The sequence below is a fragment of the Streptomyces sp. KL116D genome, assembly GCF_030766975.1.
GTDB lineage: Bacteria > Actinomycetota > Actinomycetes > Streptomycetales > Streptomycetaceae > Streptomyces > Streptomyces longispororuber_A.
Genome location: NZ_JASERH010000140.1, coordinates 67668 through 89844 on the forward strand (window position 1 = coordinate 67668; position 22177 = coordinate 89844).

At 71.6% G+C, this 22177-nt stretch carries 15 protein-coding genes; 2 read left to right on the plus strand and 13 right to left on the minus strand.

All coding sequences use genetic code 11. The annotated features are described in order from the left end of the window. Nucleotides 1-24: 24 nt before the first annotated feature. The 6 genes from serA to RBJ77_RS54255 all read right to left on the minus strand — a co-directional run bounded on the left by serA (nucleotide 25) and on the right by RBJ77_RS54255 (nucleotide 9880). Nucleotides 25-1626 carry a phosphoglycerate dehydrogenase gene (gene serA, locus RBJ77_RS54230; protein WP_372351784.1) on the minus strand — a complete coding sequence of 534 codons (1602 nt, stop codon included), beginning with the start codon at nucleotides 1624-1626 and terminating at the stop codon, nucleotides 25-27. 269 nt (nucleotides 1627-1895) lie between these two features. Further along, nucleotides 1896-2897 carry a ketol-acid reductoisomerase gene (ilvC, locus tag RBJ77_RS54235; protein WP_255968096.1) on the minus strand — a complete coding sequence of 334 codons (1002 nt, stop codon included), beginning with the start codon at nucleotides 2895-2897 and terminating at the stop codon, nucleotides 1896-1898. Between the two features lie 88 nt (nucleotides 2898-2985). Then, nucleotides 2986-3513, minus strand: a complete 528-nt coding sequence (gene ilvN, locus RBJ77_RS54240) for an acetolactate synthase small subunit (protein WP_255968107.1) — start codon at nucleotides 3511-3513, stop codon at nucleotides 2986-2988. A gap of 26 nt (nucleotides 3514-3539) precedes the next feature. Further along, nucleotides 3540-5387, minus strand: a complete 1848-nt coding sequence (locus tag RBJ77_RS54245; protein WP_372351785.1) for an acetolactate synthase large subunit — start codon at nucleotides 5385-5387, stop codon at nucleotides 3540-3542. 254 nt (nucleotides 5388-5641) lie between these two features. Further along, nucleotides 5642-8434 carry a putative bifunctional diguanylate cyclase/phosphodiesterase gene (locus RBJ77_RS54250; RefSeq protein WP_372351841.1) on the minus strand — a complete coding sequence of 931 codons (2793 nt, stop codon included), beginning with the start codon at nucleotides 8432-8434 and terminating at the stop codon, nucleotides 5642-5644. 507 nt (nucleotides 8435-8941) lie between these two features. Further along, the gene (locus tag RBJ77_RS54255) at nucleotides 8942-9880 is read right to left on the minus strand and encodes a 2-hydroxyacid dehydrogenase (RefSeq protein ID WP_372351786.1); all 939 of its coding nucleotides are present in this window, start codon (nucleotides 9878-9880) and stop codon (nucleotides 8942-8944) included. A gap of 96 nt (nucleotides 9881-9976) precedes the next feature. Between RBJ77_RS54255 and RBJ77_RS54260 the strand changes: the two genes are divergently transcribed. After that, entirely contained in the window at nucleotides 9977-10978 is a 1002-nt protein-coding gene (locus tag RBJ77_RS54260; RefSeq protein WP_372351787.1) for an aldo/keto reductase, read from the plus strand. 148 nt (nucleotides 10979-11126) lie between these two features. Beyond that, on the plus strand, nucleotides 11127-12302 hold the full coding sequence (locus RBJ77_RS54265; protein WP_372351842.1) for a sorbosone dehydrogenase family protein: 1176 nt from the start codon (nucleotides 11127-11129) through the stop codon (nucleotides 12300-12302). Here the strand turns inward: RBJ77_RS54265 and RBJ77_RS54270 are convergent. From RBJ77_RS54270 to RBJ77_RS54300, 7 genes are all read right to left on the minus strand, one after another. Then, complete coding sequence (locus RBJ77_RS54270; RefSeq protein ID WP_372351843.1) at nucleotides 12295-12630, minus strand: DUF6191 domain-containing protein; 336 nt, start codon at nucleotides 12628-12630, stop codon at nucleotides 12295-12297. The two genes, RBJ77_RS54265 and RBJ77_RS54270, sit on opposite strands and share 8 nt — an antisense overlap. A gap of 72 nt (nucleotides 12631-12702) precedes the next feature. Next, a complete protein-coding gene (locus RBJ77_RS54275) occupies nucleotides 12703-15756 on the minus strand; it encodes an AAA family ATPase (RefSeq protein ID WP_372351844.1) in 3054 nt (1017 codons plus the stop codon). Nucleotides 15757-15920: 164 nt separating this feature from the next. Then, nucleotides 15921-16112 carry a hypothetical protein gene (locus RBJ77_RS54280; RefSeq protein WP_372351788.1) on the minus strand — a complete coding sequence of 64 codons (192 nt, stop codon included), beginning with the start codon at nucleotides 16110-16112 and terminating at the stop codon, nucleotides 15921-15923. A 187-nt stretch (nucleotides 16113-16299) separates the two neighbouring features. After that, nucleotides 16300-16998, minus strand: a complete 699-nt coding sequence (locus RBJ77_RS54285; RefSeq protein ID WP_372351789.1) for a hypothetical protein — start codon at nucleotides 16996-16998, stop codon at nucleotides 16300-16302. Between the two features lie 35 nt (nucleotides 16999-17033). Continuing rightward, on the minus strand, nucleotides 17034-17603 hold the full coding sequence (locus RBJ77_RS54290) for a GNAT family N-acetyltransferase (protein ID WP_372351790.1): 570 nt from the start codon (nucleotides 17601-17603) through the stop codon (nucleotides 17034-17036). Beyond that, nucleotides 17581-19824, minus strand: a complete 2244-nt coding sequence (locus RBJ77_RS54295) for an MMPL family transporter (protein ID WP_372351791.1) — start codon at nucleotides 19822-19824, stop codon at nucleotides 17581-17583. The genes RBJ77_RS54290 and RBJ77_RS54295 overlap by 23 nt, the downstream gene beginning before the upstream one ends. Before the next feature lie 154 nt (nucleotides 19825-19978). Next, nucleotides 19979-22063, minus strand: a complete 2085-nt coding sequence (locus RBJ77_RS54300) for a phosphocholine-specific phospholipase C (RefSeq protein ID WP_372351792.1) — start codon at nucleotides 22061-22063, stop codon at nucleotides 19979-19981. Between the last annotated feature and the right edge of the window lie 114 nt (nucleotides 22064-22177).

The following is a 22177-nucleotide window of genomic DNA, read 5'->3' on the forward strand; positions in this document are numbered from 1 at the left end:
GCCGTTGCTGTGCCTGGTCGGACCTCAGACGAGGTTGACGGACCGCGCCGAGTTGGCGCCGATCTCCGCGGCGACCTCGCTGAGGACGCCCGCCGGGACGGTGTCGTCGACGGTGAGGACCGCGAGGGCCTCGCCGCCGACCGCGGCGCGCGCGACCTGCATGCCGCCGATGTTGATGCCGGCCTCGCCGAGCACGCGGCCGACGGTGCCGACGACGCCGGGACGGTCCTCGTAGCGCAGGACGACCATGTGGTCGGCGAGCGCCAGGTCCACGTCGTACTCGCCGACGGCGACGATCTTCTGGAGGTGCTTGGGGCCGGCCAGCGTGCCGGAGACCGAGATCTCCTGGCCGTCGCCGAGGGTGCCGCGCACCGTGACGACGTTGCGGTGGTCGGGCGACTCGGAGCTCGTCGTCAGCCGGACCTCGACGCCGCGCTCCTGGGCGAACAGCGGCGCGTTCACGTACGACACGGTCTCGTCGACGACGTCCTCGAACACGCCCTTGAGCGCGGAGAGTTCGAGCACCTTGACGTCGTGCTGGGTGATCTCGCCGTAGACCTCGACGTCGAGGCGGACCGCGACCTCACCGGCAAGCGCGGTGAAGATCCGGCCGAGGCGCTCGGCGAGCGGCAGACCCGGCTTGACGTCCTCGGCGATGACGCCGCCCTGGACGTTCACCGCGTCCGGCACGAGCTCGCCGGAGAGCGCGAGCCGCACCGACCTGGCGACGGCGACACCGGCCTTCTCCTGCGCCTCGTCCGTCGAGGCGCCGAGGTGCGGGGTGCAGACGACCTGGTCGAACTGGAACAGCGGGGAGTCCGTGCAGGGCTCCTTCGCGTACACGTCCAGACCGGCGCCCGCGACGCGGCCCTCCTTGAGCGCCGAGTACAGCGCCTCCTCGTCGACGATCCCGCCGCGCGCGGCGTTCACGATGCGCACCGACGGCTTGACCTTGTGCAGCGCCTCGTCGCCGATGAGACCGATCGTCTCGGGCGTCTTGGGCAGGTGCACGGTGATGAAGTCGGAGACCTCGAGCAGCTCGTCGAGGGACAGCACCTTCACGCCCATCTGCGCGGCGCGCGCGGGCTGCACGTACGGGTCGTACGCGACGACCTTCATGCCGAAGGCGGACATGCGCTGCGCGACGAGCGCGCCGATGCGGCCGAGGCCGACGACACCGAGGGTCTTCTCGGCGAGCTCGACACCCGTGTACTTGCTGCGCTTCCACTCGCCGCCCTTGAGGGCCTGCGAGCCCTGCGGGATGTTGCGCGCGGTGGCGATGAGGAGACCGCAGGCCAGCTCGGCGGCGGTCACGATGTTCGACGTCGGGGCGTTCACGACCATCACGCCGGCCTTGGTGGCGGCGGACACGTCCACGTTGTCGAGGCCGACGCCGGCTCGTGCGACGACCTTCAGCTTGCTCGCGGCGGCGATCGCCTCGGCGTCGACCTTGGTGGCCGAGCGGATCAGGATCGCGTCGACATCGGCGATGGCGGGCAGCAGCTCGGCGCGGTCCGCGCCGTTGCACTGGCGGATCTCGAAGTCCGGGCCCAGCGCGTCGACGGTCGCGGGCGACAGCTCTTCAGCGATGAGTACGACGGGTTTGCCGTTGGCAGCAGTGCTCACGTGAGTCCTCACAAGTCCCAATGCGGACGGCCGTCCCGACGGCCGCAAGCGGTGGAGGGGTGGGTGCATGGCCGCGTGGAAGACGCACGACGCTGTGGGCCCGACGCGAATAGTTCAGCAGTGTAGTGGCGCGCGGGAGGCACTCTTGCGCCTCCCTGGAAGGATCACTCGTCCGTGGCTGGACGCCGTGGACAAGCCGGGGCCGGCCGTGTGGACGACCTATGGAGAACGGGGCCGCGGCGTGTGCCGCGGCCCCGTCGTCCCGAGACTCACGCCTCGTCGTTGTCCACCCAGCTCATGAGCTTGCGCAGCTCCTTGCCGGTGGTCTCCAGGAGGTGGTTCTCGTCCTGGGTCTTGTACTCGTTGTACTTCTTCAGACCGCCGTGGTACTCGGCCATCCACTCACGGGCGAAGGTGCCGTCCTGGATCTCGGCGAGGACCTTCTTCATCTCGGCCTTGGTGGCGTCCGTGATGATCCGCGGGCCGGTGACGTAGTCGCCCCACTCGGCGGTCTCGGAGATCGACCAGCGCATCTTCTCCAGGCCGCCCTCGTACATGAGGTCCACGATGAGCTTCAGCTCGTGCAGGCACTCGAAGTACGCGATCTCCGGCTGGTAGCCGGCCTCGGTCAGCGTCTCGAAACCGGCCTTCACCAGGGCGGCGGTGCCACCACAGAGGACGGCCTGCTCGCCGAAGAGGTCGGTCTCGGTCTCCTCGGTGAAGGTCGTCTTGATGACGCCGGCGCGGGTGCCGCCGATGCCCTTCGCGTAGGACAGCGCCAGCTCGAAGGCCTTGCCGGTGGCGTCCTGCTCGACGGCCGCGATGCACGGGACGCCGCGACCCTCCTCGTACTGGCGGCGCACCAGGTGGCCCGGGCCCTTGGGGGCGACCATGCAGACGTCCACGCCGGCCGGGGGCTTGATGAAGTCGAAGCGGATGTTGAGGCCGTGGCCGAAGAACAGCGCGTCGCCGTCCTTCAGGTTGTCCTTGATGGACTCCTCGTAGACCTGGGCCTGGATCGGGTCCGGCACCAGGATCATGATGACGTCGGCCTCGGCCGCGGCCTCGGCCGGGGTGACCACGCGCAGGCCCTGCTCCTCGGCCTTCGCCTTGGACTTGGAGCCCTCGTGCAGACCGACGCGCACGTCGACGCCCGAGTCACGCAGGGACAGCGCGTGCGCGTGGCCCTGGGAGCCGTATCCGATCACCGCGACCTTGCGGTTCTGGATGATGGACAGATCGGCGTCGTCGTCGTAGAACAGCTCGGCCACTGGGGTTCTCCTTGGTGTGCTGGTGTTGCGTCCCACCGTACGGCGGGAGAAGGACAGGAAGTTTTCGGGTCTCGCTATGCGAGCAGGGTCAGGCGCTGCGGTCGAGGGCGCGCAGGCTCCGGTCGGTGATGGAGCGCGAGCCGCGGCCGATGGCGATGGTCCCGGACTGGACGAGCTCCTTGATGCCGAAGGGTTCCAGCATCTTGAGCATCGCCTCCAGCTTGTCGCTCGATCCGGTGGCCTCGATGGTGACGGCCTCGGGCGACACGTCGACGGTCTTGGCGCGGAACAGCTGGACGATCTCGACGATCTGCGAGCGCGTCTCGTTGTCGGCGCGGACCTTGGCGAGGACGAGCTCGCGCTGGACGGCGGAGCCGGTCTCCAGCTCCACGATCTTCAGGACGTTGACCAGCTTGTTGAGCTGCTTGGTGACCTGTTCGAGCGGGAGCGCGTCGATCACGTTGACCACGATGGTGATGCGGGAGATGTCGGGGTGCTCGGTGACGCCGACGGCGAGGGAGTCGATGTTGAAGCCGCGGCGCGAGAACAGGGCGGTGATCCGGGCCAGGACACCCGGCTTGTTCTCCACCAGGACGGAGAGCGTGTGCTTGGACATGTCGGTGGTCTCTCTGTCTCTCTCGCTCAGTCGTCTTCGTTGTCGCCGAAGTCGGGGCGGACCCCCCGGGCTGCCATGACCTCGTCGTTCGAGGTGCCGGCGGCGACCATCGGCCAGACCATGGCGTCCTCGTGGACGATGAAGTCGATCACGACCGGGCGGTCGTTGACCGAGTTCGCCTCCTCGATGCACTTGTCGAGGTCCTCGGGGCGCTCGCAGCGGATCGCGTAGCAGCCCATCGCCTCGGACAGCTTCACGAAGTCGGGGACCCGGGTGCCCTTGTTGGGGCCGATGTCCTCGGGGCCGCTGTGCAGCACGGTGTTGGAGTAGCGCTGGTTGTAGAACAGCGTCTGCCACTGCCGGACCATGCCGAGGGCGCCGTTGTTGATGATGGCGACCTTGATCGGGATGTTGTTCAGGGCGCAGGTGGTCAGTTCCTGATTGGTCATCTGGAAGCAGCCGTCGCCGTCGATCGCCCAGACCGTGCGGTCCGGGGCACCGGCCTTGGCACCCATGGCGGCGGGCACCGCGTAGCCCATGGTCCCGGCGCCGCCGGAGTTGAGCCAGGTCGCCGGCTTCTCGTACTGGATGAAGTGCGCGGCCCACATCTGGTGCTGGCCGACGCCCGCCGCGAAGATCGTTCCCTCGGGGGCGAGTTGGCCGACACGCTCGATGACCTGCTGCGGGGAGAGCGAGCCGTCCTCGGGCTGGTCGTAGCCCAGGGGGTAGGTCTCGCGCCAGCGGTTGAGGTCCTTCCACCAGGCGGCGTAGTCGCCCTGGTGGCCCTCGGCGTGCTCCTTCTGGACGGCCTGGATCAGGTCGGCGATGACCTCGCGGGCGTCACCGACGATCGGCACGTCCGCGGCGCGGTTCTTGCCGATCTCCGCGGGGTCGATGTCGGCGTGGACGATCTTGGCGAACGGGGCGAAGCTGTCCAGCTTGCCGGTGACGCGGTCGTCGAAGCGGGCACCGAGGGCGACGATCAGGTCGGCCTTCTGCAGCGCGGTGACGGCGGTGACCGCACCGTGCATGCCCGGCATCCCCACGTGCAGCGGGTGGCTGTCGGGGAATGCGCCGAGCGCCATCAGGGTGGTGGTGACGGGCGCTCCGGTGAGCTCGGCGAGGACCTTGAGCTCGGCGGTGGCGTGCGCCTTGAGGACGCCGCCACCCACGTAGAGGACGGGACGCTTCGCGCTCGTGATCAGCTTCGCGGCCTCGCGGATCTGCTTGGCGTGTGGCTTGGTCACCGGGCGGTAGCCGGGCAGGTCCTGCTGCGGCGGCCAGGAGAACGTCGTCTCCGTCTGCAGGATGTCCTTCGGGATGTCCACGAGGACCGGACCCGGGCGGCCCGTCGAGGCGATGTGGAACGCCTGGGCGATCGCCTGCGGGATCTCCTCCGCCTTGGTGACCAGGAAGCTGTGCTTGGTGATCGGCATCGTGATGCCGACGATGTCCGCCTCCTGGAAGGCGTCCGTGCCGATCGCCTTGGAGACGACCTGACCGGTGATCGCCACCAGCGGCACCGAGTCCATCATCGCGTCGGCGATCGGCGTCACCAGGTTGGTGGCACCCGGGCCCGACGTCGCCATGCAGACGCCGACCTTGCCGGTGGCCTGCGCGTAACCGGTGGCCGCGTGCCCCGCACCCTGCTCGTGCCGGACGAGCACGTGGCGCACCTGGCTCGAGTCCATCATCGGGTCGTACGCCGGAAGGATCGTGCCGCCGGGAATGCCGAATACGGTGTCGACCCCGACCTCCTCAAGCGAGCGAATGAGGGACTTCGCACCCGTGACGTGCTCGACGGGGGCGGACTGCTGTCCTCCGGAACGGGGCCGCGGCTGCGGATGGTGGGCCCCGGTGGCCTGCTCGGTCATCGGCATTCTCTTCTCGATGCTGAGGGTTTTTGCGAGGTTTGTGCAGAGGTCTTACGAGTTGCGTCCTGTGCCGGTGCAACAAAAAACCCCTCGTGCCGTGAGGCAAGCGAGGGGAGCGCGCCGGGAGCGGTTGCTGGGGATTCCGGTGCTTCGTGATCTCAGCCCGGTGGGTCCCAGCTTCAGCCGACGCGCTTTCCAAGTACGAGAATTCGGGTGCGCATGGCATTGACCCTCCCCCCGGCACGCCGTGCGTGTCAAGTAGGTGGGACGGGAGTCTCATTATGTGAGCGGAGGGCGGGCACGCCCGCGAACACCGGCTCGGCCGGACCCGTGGGCACGGGGAACTCCCCCGAGACGAGCGCGCGGCGCAGCCGGTACTCGTCGAGCGGTCCGGAGAACGCCATGCCCTGTCCGTGCGTGCACCCCATCGCCCGCAGCGCCACGACCTGTTCCGGCAGGTCCACGCCGTCGGCCACGGAGGTGAGCCCGAGGTCCCCGGCGATCCGCAGCAGCCCACTGGTGATCTTGTGGAGCCGGGCGGACTCGACGACGCCCTCGACGAGCGATCTGTCCAGTTTCAGTACGTCGACGGGGAGCCGCCGAAGCGCCGTGATGGCCGCATAGCCGCTGCCGAATCCGTCCAGCGCGATCCGGACACCGAGTCGGCGCAGCGCCGTCAGCCGCCGCTCCAGCTCCTCCAGGGGCACTCTGGGGTCGCTGTCCGCGAGCTCGATGATCAGCGCGCCCGACGGCAGCCCGTGCCGGGTGAGCAGCGCCTCGATCGAACCGAGCGGCATGGCCCGGTCGAGGAGTCTGCGGGCGCTCATCCGGACGGCGACCGGCGTCGCGTGCCCGCTGTGCCCCCGCTCCGCGGCCTGCTCGACGGCCTCCTCCAGCATCCAGCGCCCCAGCTCCGCGGTGCGCTCGCTGTCGTCGGCCACGCGCAGGAACTCGGCGGGGGTGAAGAGGATGCCCTGCGCCGACCGCCATCGGGCCTGCGCGGCGACCGCCGTGATCCGGCCGTCGTCGAGCGACACGATCGGCTGGTGGAGCAGCGCGAACTCGCCGTCGTGCAGCGCGGACCGCAGCCGCGTGGCGAGCTCCGCCTTCCGTACGACATCGGCCTGCATCTGCGGCGCGTACAGCTCGACCCGGCCCTTGCCGGCCGCCTTGGCGCGGTACATCGCCAGGTCCGCGTTGCGCAGCAGCTCGCCGGCCGTGACGTCGGTCTCGGCGAAGGCGACCCCGATGGAGGCCGCCACGCGCACGTCCTCGTGCCCGCCGATCGAGTAGGGCTGGGACAGGGTGACGCGGAGCCGGTCGGCCAGCTCGTAGATGTGCTGCTCCCTGGCGGTGTGATCCCTGCCGCCGTCTCCGACGATCAGTGCCGCGAACTCGTCACCGCCGAGACGAGCCGCGGTGTCTCCGGAACGTACGGAGTCGGCCAGCCTTCTTGCCGCCTGCACGAGCAGTTCGTCGCCCGCCTGGTGGCCGATCGTGTCGTTGACCTGTTTGAAGCCGTCGAGGTCGATGAAGAGCACGGCGGTGCCGTGATCGGTGGCCCGCCGTCCGGTGAGGGCCTGGCTGACCCGCTTGGTGAACAGGGCCCGGTTGGGCAGGTCGGTGAGCGGGTCGTGCTCGGCGTTGTGCTGCAACTGCGCCTGGAGGCGCACCCGTTCGGTGACGTCTCTGCTGTTGAGGATCAGGCCGCCGTGGTGGCGGTTGATCGTGGACTCCACGTTCAGCCAGGCTCCGGTGCCGGAGCGGAAGCGGCACTCGATGCGGGTGGTGGGCTCCTCGATCTGGCTCGCGGCGAGGAACCTGCGCACCTCGTGCACCACGCGCCCGAGGTCCTCGGGGTGGATGATCGACGCGAGCTCGGACCCGACGAGCTCCTCCGCCTCGCGTCCGTAGACCCCTGCGGCGGCCGGGCTGACGTACCTCAGGATCCCGTTCGGCGCGGCGATCATGATCACGTCGCTCGACCCCTGCACCAGCGAGCGGAAGTGGTTCTCCTTCTGCGCCAGCTCCTGGGTGAGCGTGATGTTGTCGAGGAGCATGATGCCCTGGCGCACCACGAGGGCGAGCACGACCGTGCAGGCCGTGAAGAGCACGACCCGGTCGACGCTGTGGCCGTTCAGGACGTTGTAGAGAATCCCCAACGTGCAGACGGCCGCGGCCAGATACGGCGTGAGCGCGGCCAGCGATCCGGAGATGGGCCGCGTGTAACTGACCTGATAGCGACCGCCCGGCCCCTTGGGCGGCTCCTCGTGCCGCACCCCGTGCCGCGGGCCCACCCACGGCGCGTACGCGAGCAGCAGCGAACCGGCGAACCAGCCCGCGTCGAGGATCTCCCCCGACCGGTAACTGGCGTGCAGCAGGGGCGAGGTGAACAGGGCGTCGCACATGACGGTCAGCGCGAGGGCGCCGATCGCGGTGTTCACCGCCGTGCGGTTGCCGGGCGAGCGGCGGAAGTGCAGCGCGAGGACCATGCTGACGAGCGCGATGTCCAGCAGTGGGTACGCGAGGGAGAGCGCGGTGCGGGTGACGCTCTGCCCCTCGAACTCGGCGGTGTGCGCGAGGGCGAGGCTCCAGGAGAGGGTGATCAGCGATCCGGCGATGAGCCAGGCGTCGAGCGCGAGGCAGATCCAGCCGGCCTTCGTCACGGGCCGCTTGGCGAGGACCAGCAGGCCGATGATCGCGGGTGGCGCGAAGCAGAGGAAGAACAGGTCGGCGAGGCTCGGGCTGGGCACCGGCAGGCGCAGCACCACCTCGTACCAGCCCCACACCCCGTTACCGAGCGCTGCCATGAGGGAGGAGAGCGCGAACAGGAGCCAGGCGGGTCGAAAGCGGCTGCGGCTGCTCCGGGCGAACAGGAAGTTCGACACGGCGGCGACGAAGGCCGCGACGCTGAGGCCGAAGTCGCCCATGAACAGCGCGAGTTCCTCGGAACCCCAGCCGAGCGCCGATCCCGTGGCGTACCCCGTGCACAGCAGGGCGAGCACCACCTGGGGGCCCATGCCGCCACCGCGCCCCTGCGCGCGCATCGACAACGGGCCGCCGGGGCGCAGTGCGGCGCCCAGCGCGGTGCTCGGCGGCGGGTGGGCGGTCACCGGGCCGCCTCGGTCCGTCGGGCCGCTCCCGTGTCCCGCTTGCCCTGGCCGGTGTGCGGATGCCTTCTGCGGCCGCCGCGCGGGCCGCTCCGGTGGGTATGGGTCCTGCGGCAGCCGGGACTTCGCCCGTGCATCGGTGCGCGTGAGGGTCCCCGTCGGTGGCCCCGTCGCGTCGGATCGTTCGCCCATAGGCCGTGCATCGCCCGTCGCCCCCCTCGCAGTCCGTCACTCATCCCCGGCGCCGCGTGCTGCGCGGCGCTGCCCCAGTCGGGACGATACACCAGTCTCGTCACTCAGGGACATAGTTCCTCTACTCTCCGTGACGACCAGCGGAGATGCGGGCACTGGGTGCAGCCGGACGGGCGCGGAGCGTGGGCGCCCAACGGCGAGCGGCCGCACCGGAGTTGTCCGTGGGGCCGGTGGGGCTGCTGTCGGCCGGTGTCAACCGACGGTGAGCACGACGTTGTCGAGCGGCTCCCCTGCTGCGAACCGAGTGAGCTGTGTGGCGAGAAGCCTCTTGGCCCGCGGCATGAAGGCGGACGTCGGACCGCCGACGTGCGGAGAGATGAGCACTCCCGGAGCCTGCCACAACGGGTGGTCCCGGGGCAGCGGTTCGGGATCCGTGACATCAAGTGCCGCGCGGATCCGGCCGCTCTCCAGTTCGGCGAGGAGCGCCTTGGTGTCGACGACGGGGCCGCGGCCGACGTTCACCAGGAGGGCGCCGTCCTTGAGCCGGGCGAGGAAGGCGGCGTTCACGAGGCCGCGGGTGTCCTCGGTGAGCGGGGTCACCAGGACGACGACGTCGGCCTCGGGCAGCAGCGCGGGAAGGTCGGAGAGCGGGTGCACAAGGCCGCGCTCCGTCGTGCGGGCGGAGCGCGCGACGCGCACGACGGGCGCGACCTCGAACGGGACGAGCCGGTCCTCGATGGCGGAGCCGATGGCGCCGTAGCCGACGATGAGGACGGTCTTGTCGGCGAGCGCGGGACGGAACCCGGACCGCCACTCCCCCAGGTCCTGCCCGCGCACGAAGTCGGGAACGCCGCGCAAGGAGGCGAGGATCAGGGTGAGCGCGAGCTCGGCGGTGCTCGCGTCGTGCACCCCGCGCGCATTGCACAACTGAACGCCGGGACGCAGGTACTTGAGGCCGCTCTGTACGTGGTCGACGCCCGCGGAGAGCGTCTGCACGGCGCGTACGGAGGTCATCCCGGGCAGCGGTCGCACGCCGACGCCCGGAGGCTTCATGTAGGGGACGACGTAGAACGCGCAGTCGGCGGGGTCCGCGGGGTAGTCGGGCTCACCGTTCCAGAAACGGTAGTTGAGCCCCTCGGGGAGCCCCGGGACCTCGTCGGCGGGGAAGGGCAGCCACACATCATCAGTCATGGTCAGGAGGCTATGTCAGACGCGCCGACCCGCAGAGGTTAGGTTGGGGACCTCTGACAGGGGAGGGCCGGCGGGGCCAGGGAGGGTCACGAGCAGGTGGAGCGCAAGGCGATCGGCGCGGCGGCACTCGAAGTGGGGGCGGTCGGACTCGGCTGCATGCCGATGAGCTGGGCGTACACCGGCTCTCGGCAGCGGGGCGAGGAGTCCGTGCGCACCGTGCACGCCGCGTTGGACACGGGGTGCTCGCTCCTCGACACCGCCGACATGTACGGGCCGTTCACCAACGAGCTGCTGCTCGGCCGGGTCCTGAAGGAGCGGCGCGCGGACGCGTTCGTGTCGACCAAGGTGGGCCTGCTGGTCGGCGAGCAGCACATCGTGGCCAACGGCCGTCCCGGCTATGTGAAGCGGGCCTGCGACGCGTCGCTGCGACGTCTGCAGACGGACGTCATCGACCTCTACCAGCTGCACCGGGCCGACCCCGAGGTCCCGGTCGAGGAGACCTGGGGCGCGATGGCGGAGCTGGTGGGCGCGGGCAAGGTGCGCTCGCTGGGGCTGTGCGCGGTCGGCGCGCGGGCCACGCGCCGCGACGGCCGGGCCGGACTGCATGCCGGAACGATCCGGCAGCTGGAGCGGATCCAGCAGGTGTTCCCGGTGAGCTCGGTGATGGCCGAGCTGTCGGTGTGGTCGCCCGAGGCGCTGGAGGCGCTGCTGCCGTGGTGCACGGCGCGGGGCGTCGGGTTCCTGGCGGCGATGCCGCTCGGCAACGGGTTCCTGTCCGGGACGCTGACGCCGGGGCAGGGCTTCGAGCCGGACGACGTGCGGGCCCGGCACCCCCGGTTCACCGCCGAGATGATGGCCGCGAACCAGCCGGTCGTGGTGGGTCTGCGCCGGGTGGCGGCACGGCACGGCGAGGACGTGACACCGGCGCAGGTGGCGCTCGCCTGGGTGCTCGCGCGCGGGCGGAACGTGGTGCCGGTGCCCGGCGCCAAGCACGAGCGGTGGGCGCGGGAGAACGCGGCGGCGGCCGAACTGCGGCTGACGGACGCGGACTTGGCGGAACTCGCCGAGCTGCCGACGGCGCGGGGGTCGTGGGACTGAGCTCCGCGGCCGCCGGCCCGCCCCCCGGCTGGTCGTCGGCACCGGCTGTCGTCCCCGGCCGCCGCCCGGCCGGATCGTGTGCGTGGAGATCGGGAACCTGGGCGGCGCGAGCGGTGTATGAACAGTAGAACCTCGCGTCGAAGGGATCCTGATCGTGCTTCGTCCAGCTGTGCGGCCCACCGTGGCCCTGGCCGCTTGTGCCACGCTCCTGCTCACGGCCGGATGCTCCTCCGGCGACGACGGGCAGTCGAGCACCGACAAGAGTTCCGCGCCGAGTGCGAGCGATCCGGGCGGCTCCGCCTCGCCGCGGTCGGACGACGTCCCGCCGGCGAGGGGCTCGGTGAGCGTCGTGCGCACGATCACCGAGGACCTCAAGTCACCGTGGGGCCTGGCCCCGCTGCCCGAGGGAGGTCTGCTGGTCTCGTCGCGTGACGAGGGCACGATCACCCGGGTCGACACGAAGACCGGGAAGAAGACGGAGCTCGGCTCGGTCCCCGGGGTGGCGCCGGCGGGCGAGGGCGGCCTGCTCGGCCTCGCGCTCTCCCCGTCGTACGCGTCGGACCACATGGTGTACGCGTACTTCACGACGGAATCGGACAACCGCATCGCGCGCATGCAGTACGACGAGAAGAAGCCGGCCGGTGAGCAGCTGGGCGCGCCGGACACGGTGTTCAAGGGCATCCCCAAGGGCACGAACCACAACGGCGGACGGATCGCTTTCGGCCCCGACGACCTGTTGTACGTGGGCACGGGCGAGACGTACAAGACGGAGCTGGCGCAGGACAAGAAGTCCACGGGCGGCAAGATCCTGCGGCTGACGCCGGAGGGCGAGCCCGCCCCGGGCAATCCGTTCGGCGACTCTCCGGTGTACTCGTACGGGCACCGCAATGTGCAGGGCCTGGCCTGGGACAAGGACAAGCGGCTGTGGGCCTCGGAGTTCGGCCAGGACACCTGGGACGAGCTGAACAACATCGTGGCGGGCGACGACTACGGCTGGCCGGACGCCGAGGGCAAGGGCGGCGGCTCCGGGTTCCACGACCCGATCGCCCAGTGGCACACGCAGGACGCCTCGCCCAGCGGGATCGCCTACGCGGAGGGGTCGATCTGGATGGCGGGCCTGCGCGGCGAGCGGCTGTGGCGGGTCCCGCTGGACGGCACCGAGGCGGCGCATGACCCGCAGGCGTTCCTGGAGGGGAAGTACGGGCGGCTGCGCACGGTGGTCGCGGCGGGCGGCGACAAGCTGTGGCTGGTCACGAGCGAGACGGACACACGGGGCACGCCGGGGAAGGGGGACGACCGGATTCTGGAGCTGAAGGTCAGCTGACGGCACCGGGACCACTCGGACCACTCCGACCACTCGGACCGGCCACGTCGCCGGGGCCCGCACCGGCTTCGTCGCTGCCCGCGCTGCCCACGCCGCCCTCGCTGCCCTCCTGGTGATCACCGCCGTCACTGGCATCACGGCCGTCATCGGCGTGATCGTCCTCACCGGATGCGTCCCGCGGCTGGACGCGTACGACGACCTTGCCCGAGGTGAGGTCTATGGGGCCGCGGCCGGGATCGCCGTCGTTGAGGTCGACGCGGGTGAGCTCCAGGCGCTTGCGCTCGTCGTTGGTGTGCTTGCGGCCGGGGGCGAACAGTTCCTCGAACATGTTGAACACCGCGCCTCCAGGGGTCCTGGCCGAGCCTCCCGTCCAGCGTACGGGAGGCCCCTGCGGGCGGGCTCAGGCGGTCGGCTGGGGGAAGAGGCGCAGCCGGTGCGCCAGGGCCGCCGCCTCGCCGCGGCCGGCGACGCCCAGCTTGGCGAGGATGTTGGAGACGTGGACGCTGGCGGTCTTCGGGGAGATGAAGAGCTCCTCGGCGATCTGCCGGTTGCTGCGGCCGGCGGTGACCAGGCGGAGGACGTCCCGTTCGCGGCTGGTGAGGCCGAAGTCCTCGGCGGGGTCGGCCGGACCGTCCTGGCGCGGCAGGTCGCGGGTGAGGCTGAGCCGGGCGCGCTGGGCGAGCAGGGCGACCGACTCGGCGAGCGGGCGGGCGCCGAGGTGGTCGGCGACGGCGGAGGCGAGGCGGAGCAGTTCGGTGGCGCGGTCACGGTCGTCGCCCTCGGCCCTGGCGAGGAGGGAGTCGGCGAGGCGGGTGCGGGCGCGGGCCAGGTCGTAGGGGCGGTCGACGGGTTCGAGGGCGGTGACGGTGGCGGACCAGTCGTCGGGGGTGACGCGGCCCTCGGCACGCAGGAGCTCGGTGCGGACCCACTGTTCGTACGCCTGCCAGACGGGGACCGGGGTGGCCTGGCGCTTGGCGGCGTCCCGGATGCGGGCGACGGCCTCGGCGCGGCCGGCGTCGGCGGCGGGCAGGCCGCGGGCGTCGGCCTCGGCCTCGGCGGCGGCGAGCAGCAGGGGCCAGATGTAGCGCTGCAGGGAGGGCGGCAGGCCGGCGGTGACGAGGCGGTCGAGTTCGGCGCGGGCGTCGAGCAGGCGGCCCTGGGCGGCGGCGAGTTCGATGGCGCGGTGGGCGAGGGGGAGGTCGTGCTGGGGTTGGGGATCGTGGGTGCCGAAGTACCGGCGGGCCGCCGCGAGGTGGTCGGTGGCCTCCTGGAAGGCGCCGCGGCCGAGGGCGACGGACGCGAGGTGCGTGGTGGCCGTGGCGCGCGGCTTGTCGCTCAGGGCGAAGCGGGAGGTCCAGTTCGCGGCCTTGACGGCGTCGTCCCAGCGGCCGAGCGAGACGAGGGACTCGGCCTGGTTGGAGCGGACCCAGGCCTTGGTGTCGGTGAGGCCGAACCGGCGGCACAGCTCGACGCCCTCGTCGCAGATCCGGACGGCTTCGGCGGAGCGGCCGGCGCCTTCCAGGTGGGAGGGGAGGTTGACGTTGACGTTGCTGATCCGGGCCATCAGGCCGAGTTCGGCGGAGCGGTCGCGCACGGCGTACATCTCGGCGAAGCCCTGGTCGATGGAGCCGGCGTCGACGAGGAGGCCGCCGCGGATGAGGCGGGCGTGCAGTTCGGTCTCGTCGTCGCCGACCATCTGGGCGTACTCGACGGCCCGTTCGGCGGCGGCGAGGGTCTCGCCGCCCGGGTTGTGCAGCATGCCCCAGGCCGCGGCGTGCGCGAGGACCTCGGCGTGCACGGCGGACGGGGGCAGGCCGCGGACCAGTTCCTGGGCCTTGGCGATCTCGTCCCAGCCGTTGCCGCGGGCGATGTGGGAGATGATCCGGGAGCGCTGGATCCAGAACCAGGCGAGGCGCAGCGGGTCGGCGGCGCCGGTGGCCGCGGCCTCGTCCAGGATGCGGATCGCGCGCTTGCCGATCTTGAGGGCGCGCTCCCGCTCCCCGCAGAGGCGGCCGGCGGCGGCCGCCTCGGCCATCAGGTCGAGGTAGTCGAGGCGGGTCTCGGCGGGGTCGCAGCCGCAGGAGAGGTAGGCGACCGCGTAGTCGCCCATCCGCAGCTGCGCACGGATCTCCTCGGGTGCCTCGTCCCACAGCTCCATCGCCCGCTCCAGGAGCCGGAGCTGCTCGGAGTAGGCGTGCCGGCGGCGGGCCTCGACGGAGGCGTCGAGGACGGCGGGCAGGGCCTTCGCCGCGTCGTGGGCGTGGTACCAGTAGCTGGCCAGGCGCATGACGCGGGCCTCGGTGGGGACCAGGGCGGGGTCGTCCTCCAGGGCTTCGGCGTAGCGGCGGTTGATGCGGGAGCGCTCGCCGGGCAGCAGGTCGTCGCTGACGGCCTCGCGGACCAGGGAGTGGCGGAAGCGGTAGCCGTCGCCGTCCGTGGAGGCGAGCAGGATGTTGGCGCCGACGGCGGCGCGCAGTGCCTCGATGAGGTCGTCCTCGCCGAGCCGGGCGACGGCGGCGAGCAGCGGGTACTCGACGGTGGAGCCGCCCTCGGCGCAGATCCGGGCGACGCGCTGGGCGTCCTCGGGCAGCGACTCGACGCGGACGAGGAGGACGTCGCGCAGCGAGTCGGTCAGTCCCGTGGCGCAGCCCTCGGCGGCGGAGACGGCGAGTTCCTCGACGAAGAAGGCGTTGCCGTCGGAGCGGCGGAAGATGTCGTCGACGACGGCGCGGTCGGGTTCGGCGGCCATGATCCCGGCGACCTGGCGGGCGACCTCTTCGCGGCTGAGGCGGCCGAGCTCGATCCGGGTCACGGTGCGCAGCCGGTCGAGTTCGGCGAGGAGGGGGCGCAGCGGGTGGCGGCGGTGGACGTCGTCGGCGCGGTAGGTGGCGACGACGGCGAGGCGGCCGTTGCGCAGGGTGCGGAAGAGGTAGGAGAGCAGGTGCCGGGTGGAGGCGTCGGCCCAGTGCAGGTCTTCGAGCACGACCACGACGGTGCGCTCGGCGGCGACGCGTTCCAGGAGGCGCCCGGTGAGTTCGAAGAGGCGGGCGGTGGCGCTCTCGTCGCCGCGCGCGTCCGATCCCGGCACGGTCCGGTCGCCCAGCTCGGGGAGCAGGCGGGCCAGTTCGTCCTCCCGGCCGGCCGCGGCCGCGTCGACCTCGGCGGGCAGGGTGCGGCGCAGGGAGCGCAGGGCGGTGGAGAAGGGGGCGAAGGGCAGCCCGTCGGCGCCGATCTCGACGCAGCCGCCGGTGACGACGACGGCGCCCTGCTTGCAGGCCTCGGCGGCGAACTCCTCGACGAGTCGCGTCTTGCCGACGCCGGCTTCGCCGCCGAGCAGCAGCGCCTGGGGTTCGCCGGCGGCGGCACGCTCGAGGGCGGTGTTCAGTATGCCCAGCTCGTCGGAGCGACCGACGAACACCGGGCTGACGGACCTGGTCTCCACGTCGCCGAGCATCGCACACGAGTACGTGACCTGGGCAGCGAATTCAGCGGCGGGCGAAGCCGTCGCGCGGTGGCCCCGGGCGGGCGGCGCGGCCTGCGCAGGCACGGGGGAAAGCGGAAAGGGGAGGACGGCAGGCAGTCCGTCCTCCCCCGCTCCCCCGTGCCGGGGTGCCGCGCTCACGCGGTGCGCGCGGCACGGTGCCGACGCGGGCGGTGGGTACTCACCCGCCCCTCGGCGTCCTGGCTGTCCGAACCGCCCTGCGGGCGGCGGGACTTGCGGGCCGTGCGCGCCTCGCGGGCCAGTCGGTAGTTGTCGGCCTCCCGGATGAGCTCGGCGGCGCGGACCTGGTGAAGCTCGTACTCGAACATGCCGTCTCCCTGGTGACGATCCCTGTCGGTCTCGCGGGGTGTTCCCTGCGATGCCTCAAGATTCGTCTCCCAGGGGGGTGCGGCACATCGGGAGAGTGCCGGATCTCCTGGGGCGGGGATGCCTTAGCCCCCGCCTGAGGGGCCTTAGGTGCCCCCGGTCCGGGGGCTCATCGCCTTAGGCGGGGCCTCAGCTGGTCTTCGGCAGGCCCAGGAGGAGGTCCGAGTACTTGGCCACGGCGAGCAGCAGGCCGAGGACGGCGAGCGAGACGCCGGCCCACGCGGTCGACCTGATCCACAGCGCCTGCGGCTTGCCGGGGACTCCGAACGCGGGCTTGACCAGCACGAACGCGCCGACCAGCAGGGCGATCAGCGAGATGGTCCCGCCGACCACGGCGGCGGCGTGCCAGGAGTCGCCGTAGACCTCGGAGACCTGCTGGGCGACGCTCGCGGACTGCGAGGTGTTGAGCTGGCCGATGAGCGACTCGCGGGCGGAGGCGATGGTGCCGAGCCAGCTGCCGCTGAGGGCGACGATGCCGAGGGCCACGGACACGATGGCGCCGGCGCCCTGGCCGACGCCGGAAGGGCCGGACTGGGCCTCGGCCTCGGCCAGGGCGGCGAGCTCGGCCTCGGCGGCGGCCTCGGCCGCGTCGTCATCGGCGGTGTCACCGGCGTCACCGGCGACGGCCTCCGCCCGGTCCACCGTCTCAGCCGCCCCGGCCGTCCCGGCCGTCCCCGCGGTCGACTCGGTCTTCTCGGTGCTCTCGGTGCTCTCGGTGCTCGCGGTGTTCTCGGTCTTCGCGGCGGCCTCGGAGGCCTCGGCACCCTCCGTGACGGCCGTCTCCTCCGCAACCTCGGCGTCGCGCTGCGCATCAGTCTTCGTAGTCATGCTGCGCACCGTACGGACGGAGTCTGAGAGGTCTCTTAACGTTTCTTGTGTCCGTCGCGTGCGCTGCGCCACTCCGGCGCGAGCACGGACCAGACCTCCAGGTCATGGCGGATCCCGCGCCACGGACGGGCCTCGCGGTGCACGCCTTCCTGGGTGAATCCGAGGCGGCGGGCGACGTTCAGGCTCGGCGTGTTGCCGGACGCGGCGACCCATTCCACCCGGTGGAAACCGCGCTGCTCGACGAGCGAGTCGATCAGGAAGCGCATGGCGCGGGTGACCAGACCGCGGCCGGACGCGGCGGGCTCCAGCCAGCAGCCGACCTCGGCGTTGCCGAGCTCCGCGTCGACGTTCAGCGTGAGCACGCCGCCGACCAGCTTTCCGTCCAGCCAGATGCCGTGCAGCCCGCCGGTGTCGGCGCAGCGCATGTCGGCGTACCGCTGGAGGGTCGCGCGGGCGGAGGCGACGTCCGTGGCCTGGGAGCCGAAGGGGATGAACTGCCCGATGAAGTCCCGGCCGCGGTCGAGGTGCGCCAGGAACTCCTCGGCGCGCCAGGGGTCGAGGGGGCGCAGTTCGGCGCCGTCGTCACCCAGGGATATCGCGTACATCAGGCTCCTTCGCCAGCAGATCGTCCAGCTCGGCGACGGTGCCGCGCTGTCCCGGGATCCTCGCATCCGCGGCGGCCCGGCACTCCGGCGGCTCGATGCTGAGGCGGGGCAGGCGCCGGTCGAGCCACTTGGGCAGCCACCAGTTGGCGCCGCCGAGCAGGTGCATCAGGGCCGGCACCAGGAGCGTCCGCAGGATGAAGGCGTCGACGGCGACGGCGACCGCGAGCGCGATGCCGAACATCGCGATCACCCGGTCCCCGCTGAGCACGAAGGCCAGGAAGACCGAGATCATGATCACGGCGGCCGAGTTGATCACGCGGCTGGTCTCGGCGAGCCCGACGCGCACGGCCCGCCGGTTGTCGCCGGTCTCCAGCCACTCCTCGTACATCCGGCTGACCAGGAACACCTGGTAGTCCATGGAGAGCCCGAAGAGGACCGACACCATGATCACGGGCAGGAAGGGTTCGATGGGCCCCGAGCGGCCGAGCCCGAGGAGTTCGCTGCCCCAGCCCCACTGGAAGATCGCGACGACGACGCCGAAGGCGGCGGCGACGGCGGCGACGTTCATCGCGGCGGCCTTGAGCGGGATGCCGATCGAGCGGAAGGCGAGGAGCAGCAGGGCGCAGCCGAGTCCGACCACGACGCCCACGAACAGGGGCAGCTTGCCGACGATGACCTCGGCGAAGTCGTCGTAGCTGGCGGTGACGCCGCCGATCTGCGCGTCGAGTCCGGAGTCCGGGACGACGTCCGTGCGCAGCCGGTCGACGAGCGCGCTGGTCTGCTCGGACTGCGGGGCGGAGGTCGGGACGACGGTGAGGTAGGCGGTGCTGTCGTCGGCGTTGTACGTGATCGGGGAGACGGAGGCGACGCCGTCGGTGGTCCGCAGGGCGCCGGTCAGCTCGGTCAGGGCGGCCTTGTCCTGGGCGCCGTCGACCTCGGTGACGAGGGTGAGCGGCCCGTTCACGCCGGGTCCGAAGCCGTCGGCCAGCAGGTCGTAGGCCTGCCGGGTGGTGGCCGACTTCGGGTTGTTGCCCTGGTCGGAGGTGCCCAGGTGCAGCGACATCATCGGCAGCGCGAGGACCGTGATCACGGCGAGGGCGATGCCGCCGAGGAGCTTGGGGTGGCGCTCGACGAAGGCGGCCCAGCGGGCGGCGAGCCCGGTGGGCAGCTCCGGCTCGGGCCCGTGCTCGGCGAGCCGGCGCCGCTCGCGCCGCGACAGGGCGCGCATCCCGATGAACGAGAGCAGGGCGGGCAGCAGCGTCACCGACGCGGCGACGGTGAGCAGCACGGTGACGGAGGCGGCGATGGCGACCCCGTTGAGGAAGCTGAGCCGGAGGATCAGCATGCCGAGCAGGGCGATGCAGACGGTGGCGCCCGCGAAGACGACGGCGCGGCCGGTGGTGGCCACCGCCCGTTCGGCGGCGACGGCCACCGGCAGTCCGCGCTTCAGGCCCTTGCGGTGCCGGGTCACGATGAACAGCGCGTAGTCGATGCCGACGCCGAGCCCGACGAGCATGCCGAGCATCGGCGCGAAGTCCGCGACGGTCATGGCGTGCCCGAGCAGCACGATGCCCGCGTACGCGGTGCCGACGCTGACCAGCGCGGTGGCGATGGGCAGCGCGGCCGCCGCGAGGGAGCCGAAGGCAAGGAACAGGACGACGGCCGCGACGACGACGCCGACGATCTCCGAGGTGTGCGCGGACGCCGACTCGGTGAGCGCGACGGCGCTGCCGCCGAGCTCGACCTGCAGCCCGTCGGGGCCGTGGTTCTCGGCGTCGAGCGCCGTGTCCACGACGGCCCTGGCCTGGCCCTGCGGGATGTCGTCGGCCTGCTCGTCGAAGGTGACCGTGGCGTACGCGGTGTGGCCGTCGGCGCTGATCTGGGCGGCGCCGGCCGCCTCGTACGGGGAGCCGACCGACGAGACGCCCGGCAGCTTGCCGATCTCGTCCAGCGCGTTGCTCATGGTGGTCTCGACGTCGGCGGCGCGCACCGTGGAGCCGTCGATGTGCCAGACGACGGTGTCGCTGTCGCCGCCGAGGCCGTGGAAGCCCTCGTCCAGGAGCTGGGTGGCGCGGCCGGACTCGGTGCCGGGTGCCTCGTAGTCGTTCGAGTACGCGGACCCGGCCACCGCGGCCGCCGCGCTGGTCCCGCCGAGGGCGAGCAGCCACAGCAGGACGACGACGAGCCGATGACTGACACACCATCGTGCGAGTGCGGCCACGGACGTGCTCCCTGGGTGTTTCGTGGATCTTTATCGGGAACAGTCGGTGATCGCCTGAACAGCCCGCAAAGAACACATGAGCAATGGCCAGACACTCTTGCAGTCAGACGTGATCGTTTGTCGCTTTCGTGCGCTTACTCACACGAGGCGTCGGTCAGCCCGAGACGCTGGGCCGCCCGTTCTCGATGTGCCCCATGAGCCGCCGGTACGGGCCGTCCGTCCCGTCCGTGCCGACCGTGGCGACCTCGACGTCGTACCAGCCGTGCTCCTTGCCCGCGTCGTGCACGACGGTCACCGTCCGCCCGGCCCGCACGGTGACGGTCCGCTTCCCCACCGTGAACGTCCGTGCCGTGTCGCCCGTGGCGCGCAGCCGGATCCGGAGCGCCCGGGCCCGCGCGTCCACGGTGGTCGTGACGTCGGCCCCGGCGTCCGCACGGCCCCGGAACTCGCGCCGGAAACCGTTCGGCCCGGTCACCACGAAGTCGTAGGCGCCGTCCCGGACGGGCACGGCCACGGTCGCCTCCCGTACGACGTCGACGTGGAGCGGCGCCGTGAACTCGCCCGCGTACGGGTAGAGCGCGAAGTGCGCGCTGGAGCGGCCGGAGTTGTCGAGGTGCAGCGTCAGCTTCCCGTCGGCGGTCCGCACCCAGGCGTCCGGCTGGTACGGCAGCGGGCGGGCGGGCCTGCTGCCGGGCTCCTGCTCGGGCATCGTCTGGTTCAGGGGCGGCTGCGGGGCCCAGCGGCCGCTGAACTCCGGGACCGGGCCCGGCTGCTCGACGGAGGGCCGGCGGGCGGCGTGCCGGAAGTCGAAGGCGCCGGTGAGGTCACCGGTGACCTGGCGGCGCCAGGCCCCGATGTTGGGCTCGCGCACCCCGGTCCACTGCTCCAGGAAGCGGATCACCGAGGTGTGGTCGAAGACCTCCGAGCACACGTAGCCGCCCACGGTCCACGGCGAGACGACCAGCATCGGCACCCGCACGCCGAGCCCGGTGGGCAGGCCCTTCCAGTGCTCCTCGGTCACGTCGGCGCCCGGCACCGGCGGCGGCACGTGGTCGAAGAAGCCGTCGTTCTCGTCGTAGTTGATGAAGACGGCGGTCTTGCGCCACACGTCGGGGTGCGAGGCGAGGGCGTCGAGCACCTTGTAGACGATGGTCGCGCTGTGGATCGGCGACGACACGGAGGGGTGCTCGGAGTCGACGGCGGACGGCACGAGGTAGGAGACGCGGGGCAGCTTCCCGGCGGCGACGTCGGCCGCGAAGGTCTCGGCGAGCTTCCCGGTGGGCACGCGGCGCAGCGCGCGCTCGAACAGCGACCGCTCGCTCTTGGTGAGCGTGGCGACGCCCTTGTCGAGGCCGGCCAGCAGCGTCGCGCGCTCGGCGTCGTCTTTGGCGTCGCGGACCTTCGCGTAGAAGGCCTCCATGTAGGTGAGGCCGGTCCCCGCGAGGACCTTCTTCGCGATCGCCTTGAAGGTGGTGAAGAACTCGATCTGGTTGTCGGTGAAGTTCTCCCACTCGGTGTACGTCCGCCAGCTGACGCCCGCCTTCTCCAGGCGCTCGGCGTACGTGCCCCAGTCGTATCCGGGGTGGGTGCCCTCGTCGTACGCGTCGTTGCCGACGGCGCGGTTGCCGTTCGCCTCGTAGCCGGTCTTGCCGCTCCACAGGTGGTTGCGGTTGGGGCTGGTGGAGGAGTGGATGGAGGAGTGGTAGGCGTCGCAGACCGTGAAGGTGTCGGCGAGCTCGTAGTGCAGCGGGATGTCCTCGCGCGTGTAGTACGCCATGGTGGCCGCGGTCTTCGCGGTGATCCACCCGTCGTGCCAGCCGTCGTGCCAGGCCTTGGCGCCGCCGGACCACGAGTGGTCGAGGGCGCCGATGTACTGGAGGTCCTTCTTCTGCGTCTCGGCGGCCTCGCGGACCGGGAACGGCAGGACGGTGCGCAGCGCGCCGGGCTGCTCCAGGACGCTCTTGCCGCTGGGCAGCCGGATGGCGTTGCGGTCGCCGAAGCCGCGCACGCCGCGCAGGGTGCCGAAGTAGTGGTCGAAGGACCGGTTCTCCTGCATCAGGATGACGACGTGCTCGACGGCGTCGAGGCCGCCGCGGGGCGGCGCTCCCGCCTCGGCCTGTGCGGCGAGGGCCTGCTGGAGGGAGGGCGGCAGGAACGACCCGACGGCGGCGACGCCGAGCGCGCCTCCTCCGACGGCCAGCAGGCGTCTGCGGGACAACTCCGGGGACTCCGGGGACACGGGTGACCTCCGCGCGTAATGGTCTGCTACCGACCCATTGACTGTTTCGGCGGGGACGGTAGCGAGGCCAGATGTCCCTGGGAAGTACGAGAACCAGCCAAGGCGTAAACGTCC

Excerpts from the sequence above, each read along its gene's own strand:
- ilvN (WP_255968107.1), bottom strand. The coding sequence starts at position 3,513 with ATGTCCAAGCACACGCTCTCCGTCCTGGTGGAGAACAAGCCGGGTGTC.
- RBJ77_RS54245 (WP_372351785.1), bottom strand. The coding sequence starts at position 5,387 with ATGACCGAGCAGGCCACCGGGGCCCACCATCCGCAGCCGCGGCCCCGT.
- RBJ77_RS54250 (WP_372351841.1), bottom strand. The coding sequence starts at position 8,434 with ATGCGCGCGCAGGGGCGCGGTGGCGGCATGGGCCCCCAGGTGGTGCTC.
- RBJ77_RS54255 (WP_372351786.1), bottom strand. The coding sequence starts at position 9,880 with ATGACTGATGATGTGTGGCTGCCCTTCCCCGCCGACGAGGTCCCGGGG.
- RBJ77_RS54270 (WP_372351843.1), bottom strand. The coding sequence starts at position 12,630 with ATGTTCGAGGAACTGTTCGCCCCCGGCCGCAAGCACACCAACGACGAG.
- RBJ77_RS54275 (WP_372351844.1), bottom strand. The coding sequence starts at position 15,756 with ATGCTCGGCGACGTGGAGACCAGGTCCGTCAGCCCGGTGTTCGTCGGT.
- RBJ77_RS54280 (WP_372351788.1), bottom strand. The coding sequence starts at position 16,112 with ATGTTCGAGTACGAGCTTCACCAGGTCCGCGCCGCCGAGCTCATCCGG.
- RBJ77_RS54285 (WP_372351789.1), bottom strand. The coding sequence starts at position 16,998 with ATGACTACGAAGACTGATGCGCAGCGCGACGCCGAGGTTGCGGAGGAG.
- RBJ77_RS54290 (WP_372351790.1), bottom strand. The coding sequence starts at position 17,603 with ATGTACGCGATATCCCTGGGTGACGACGGCGCCGAACTGCGCCCCCTC.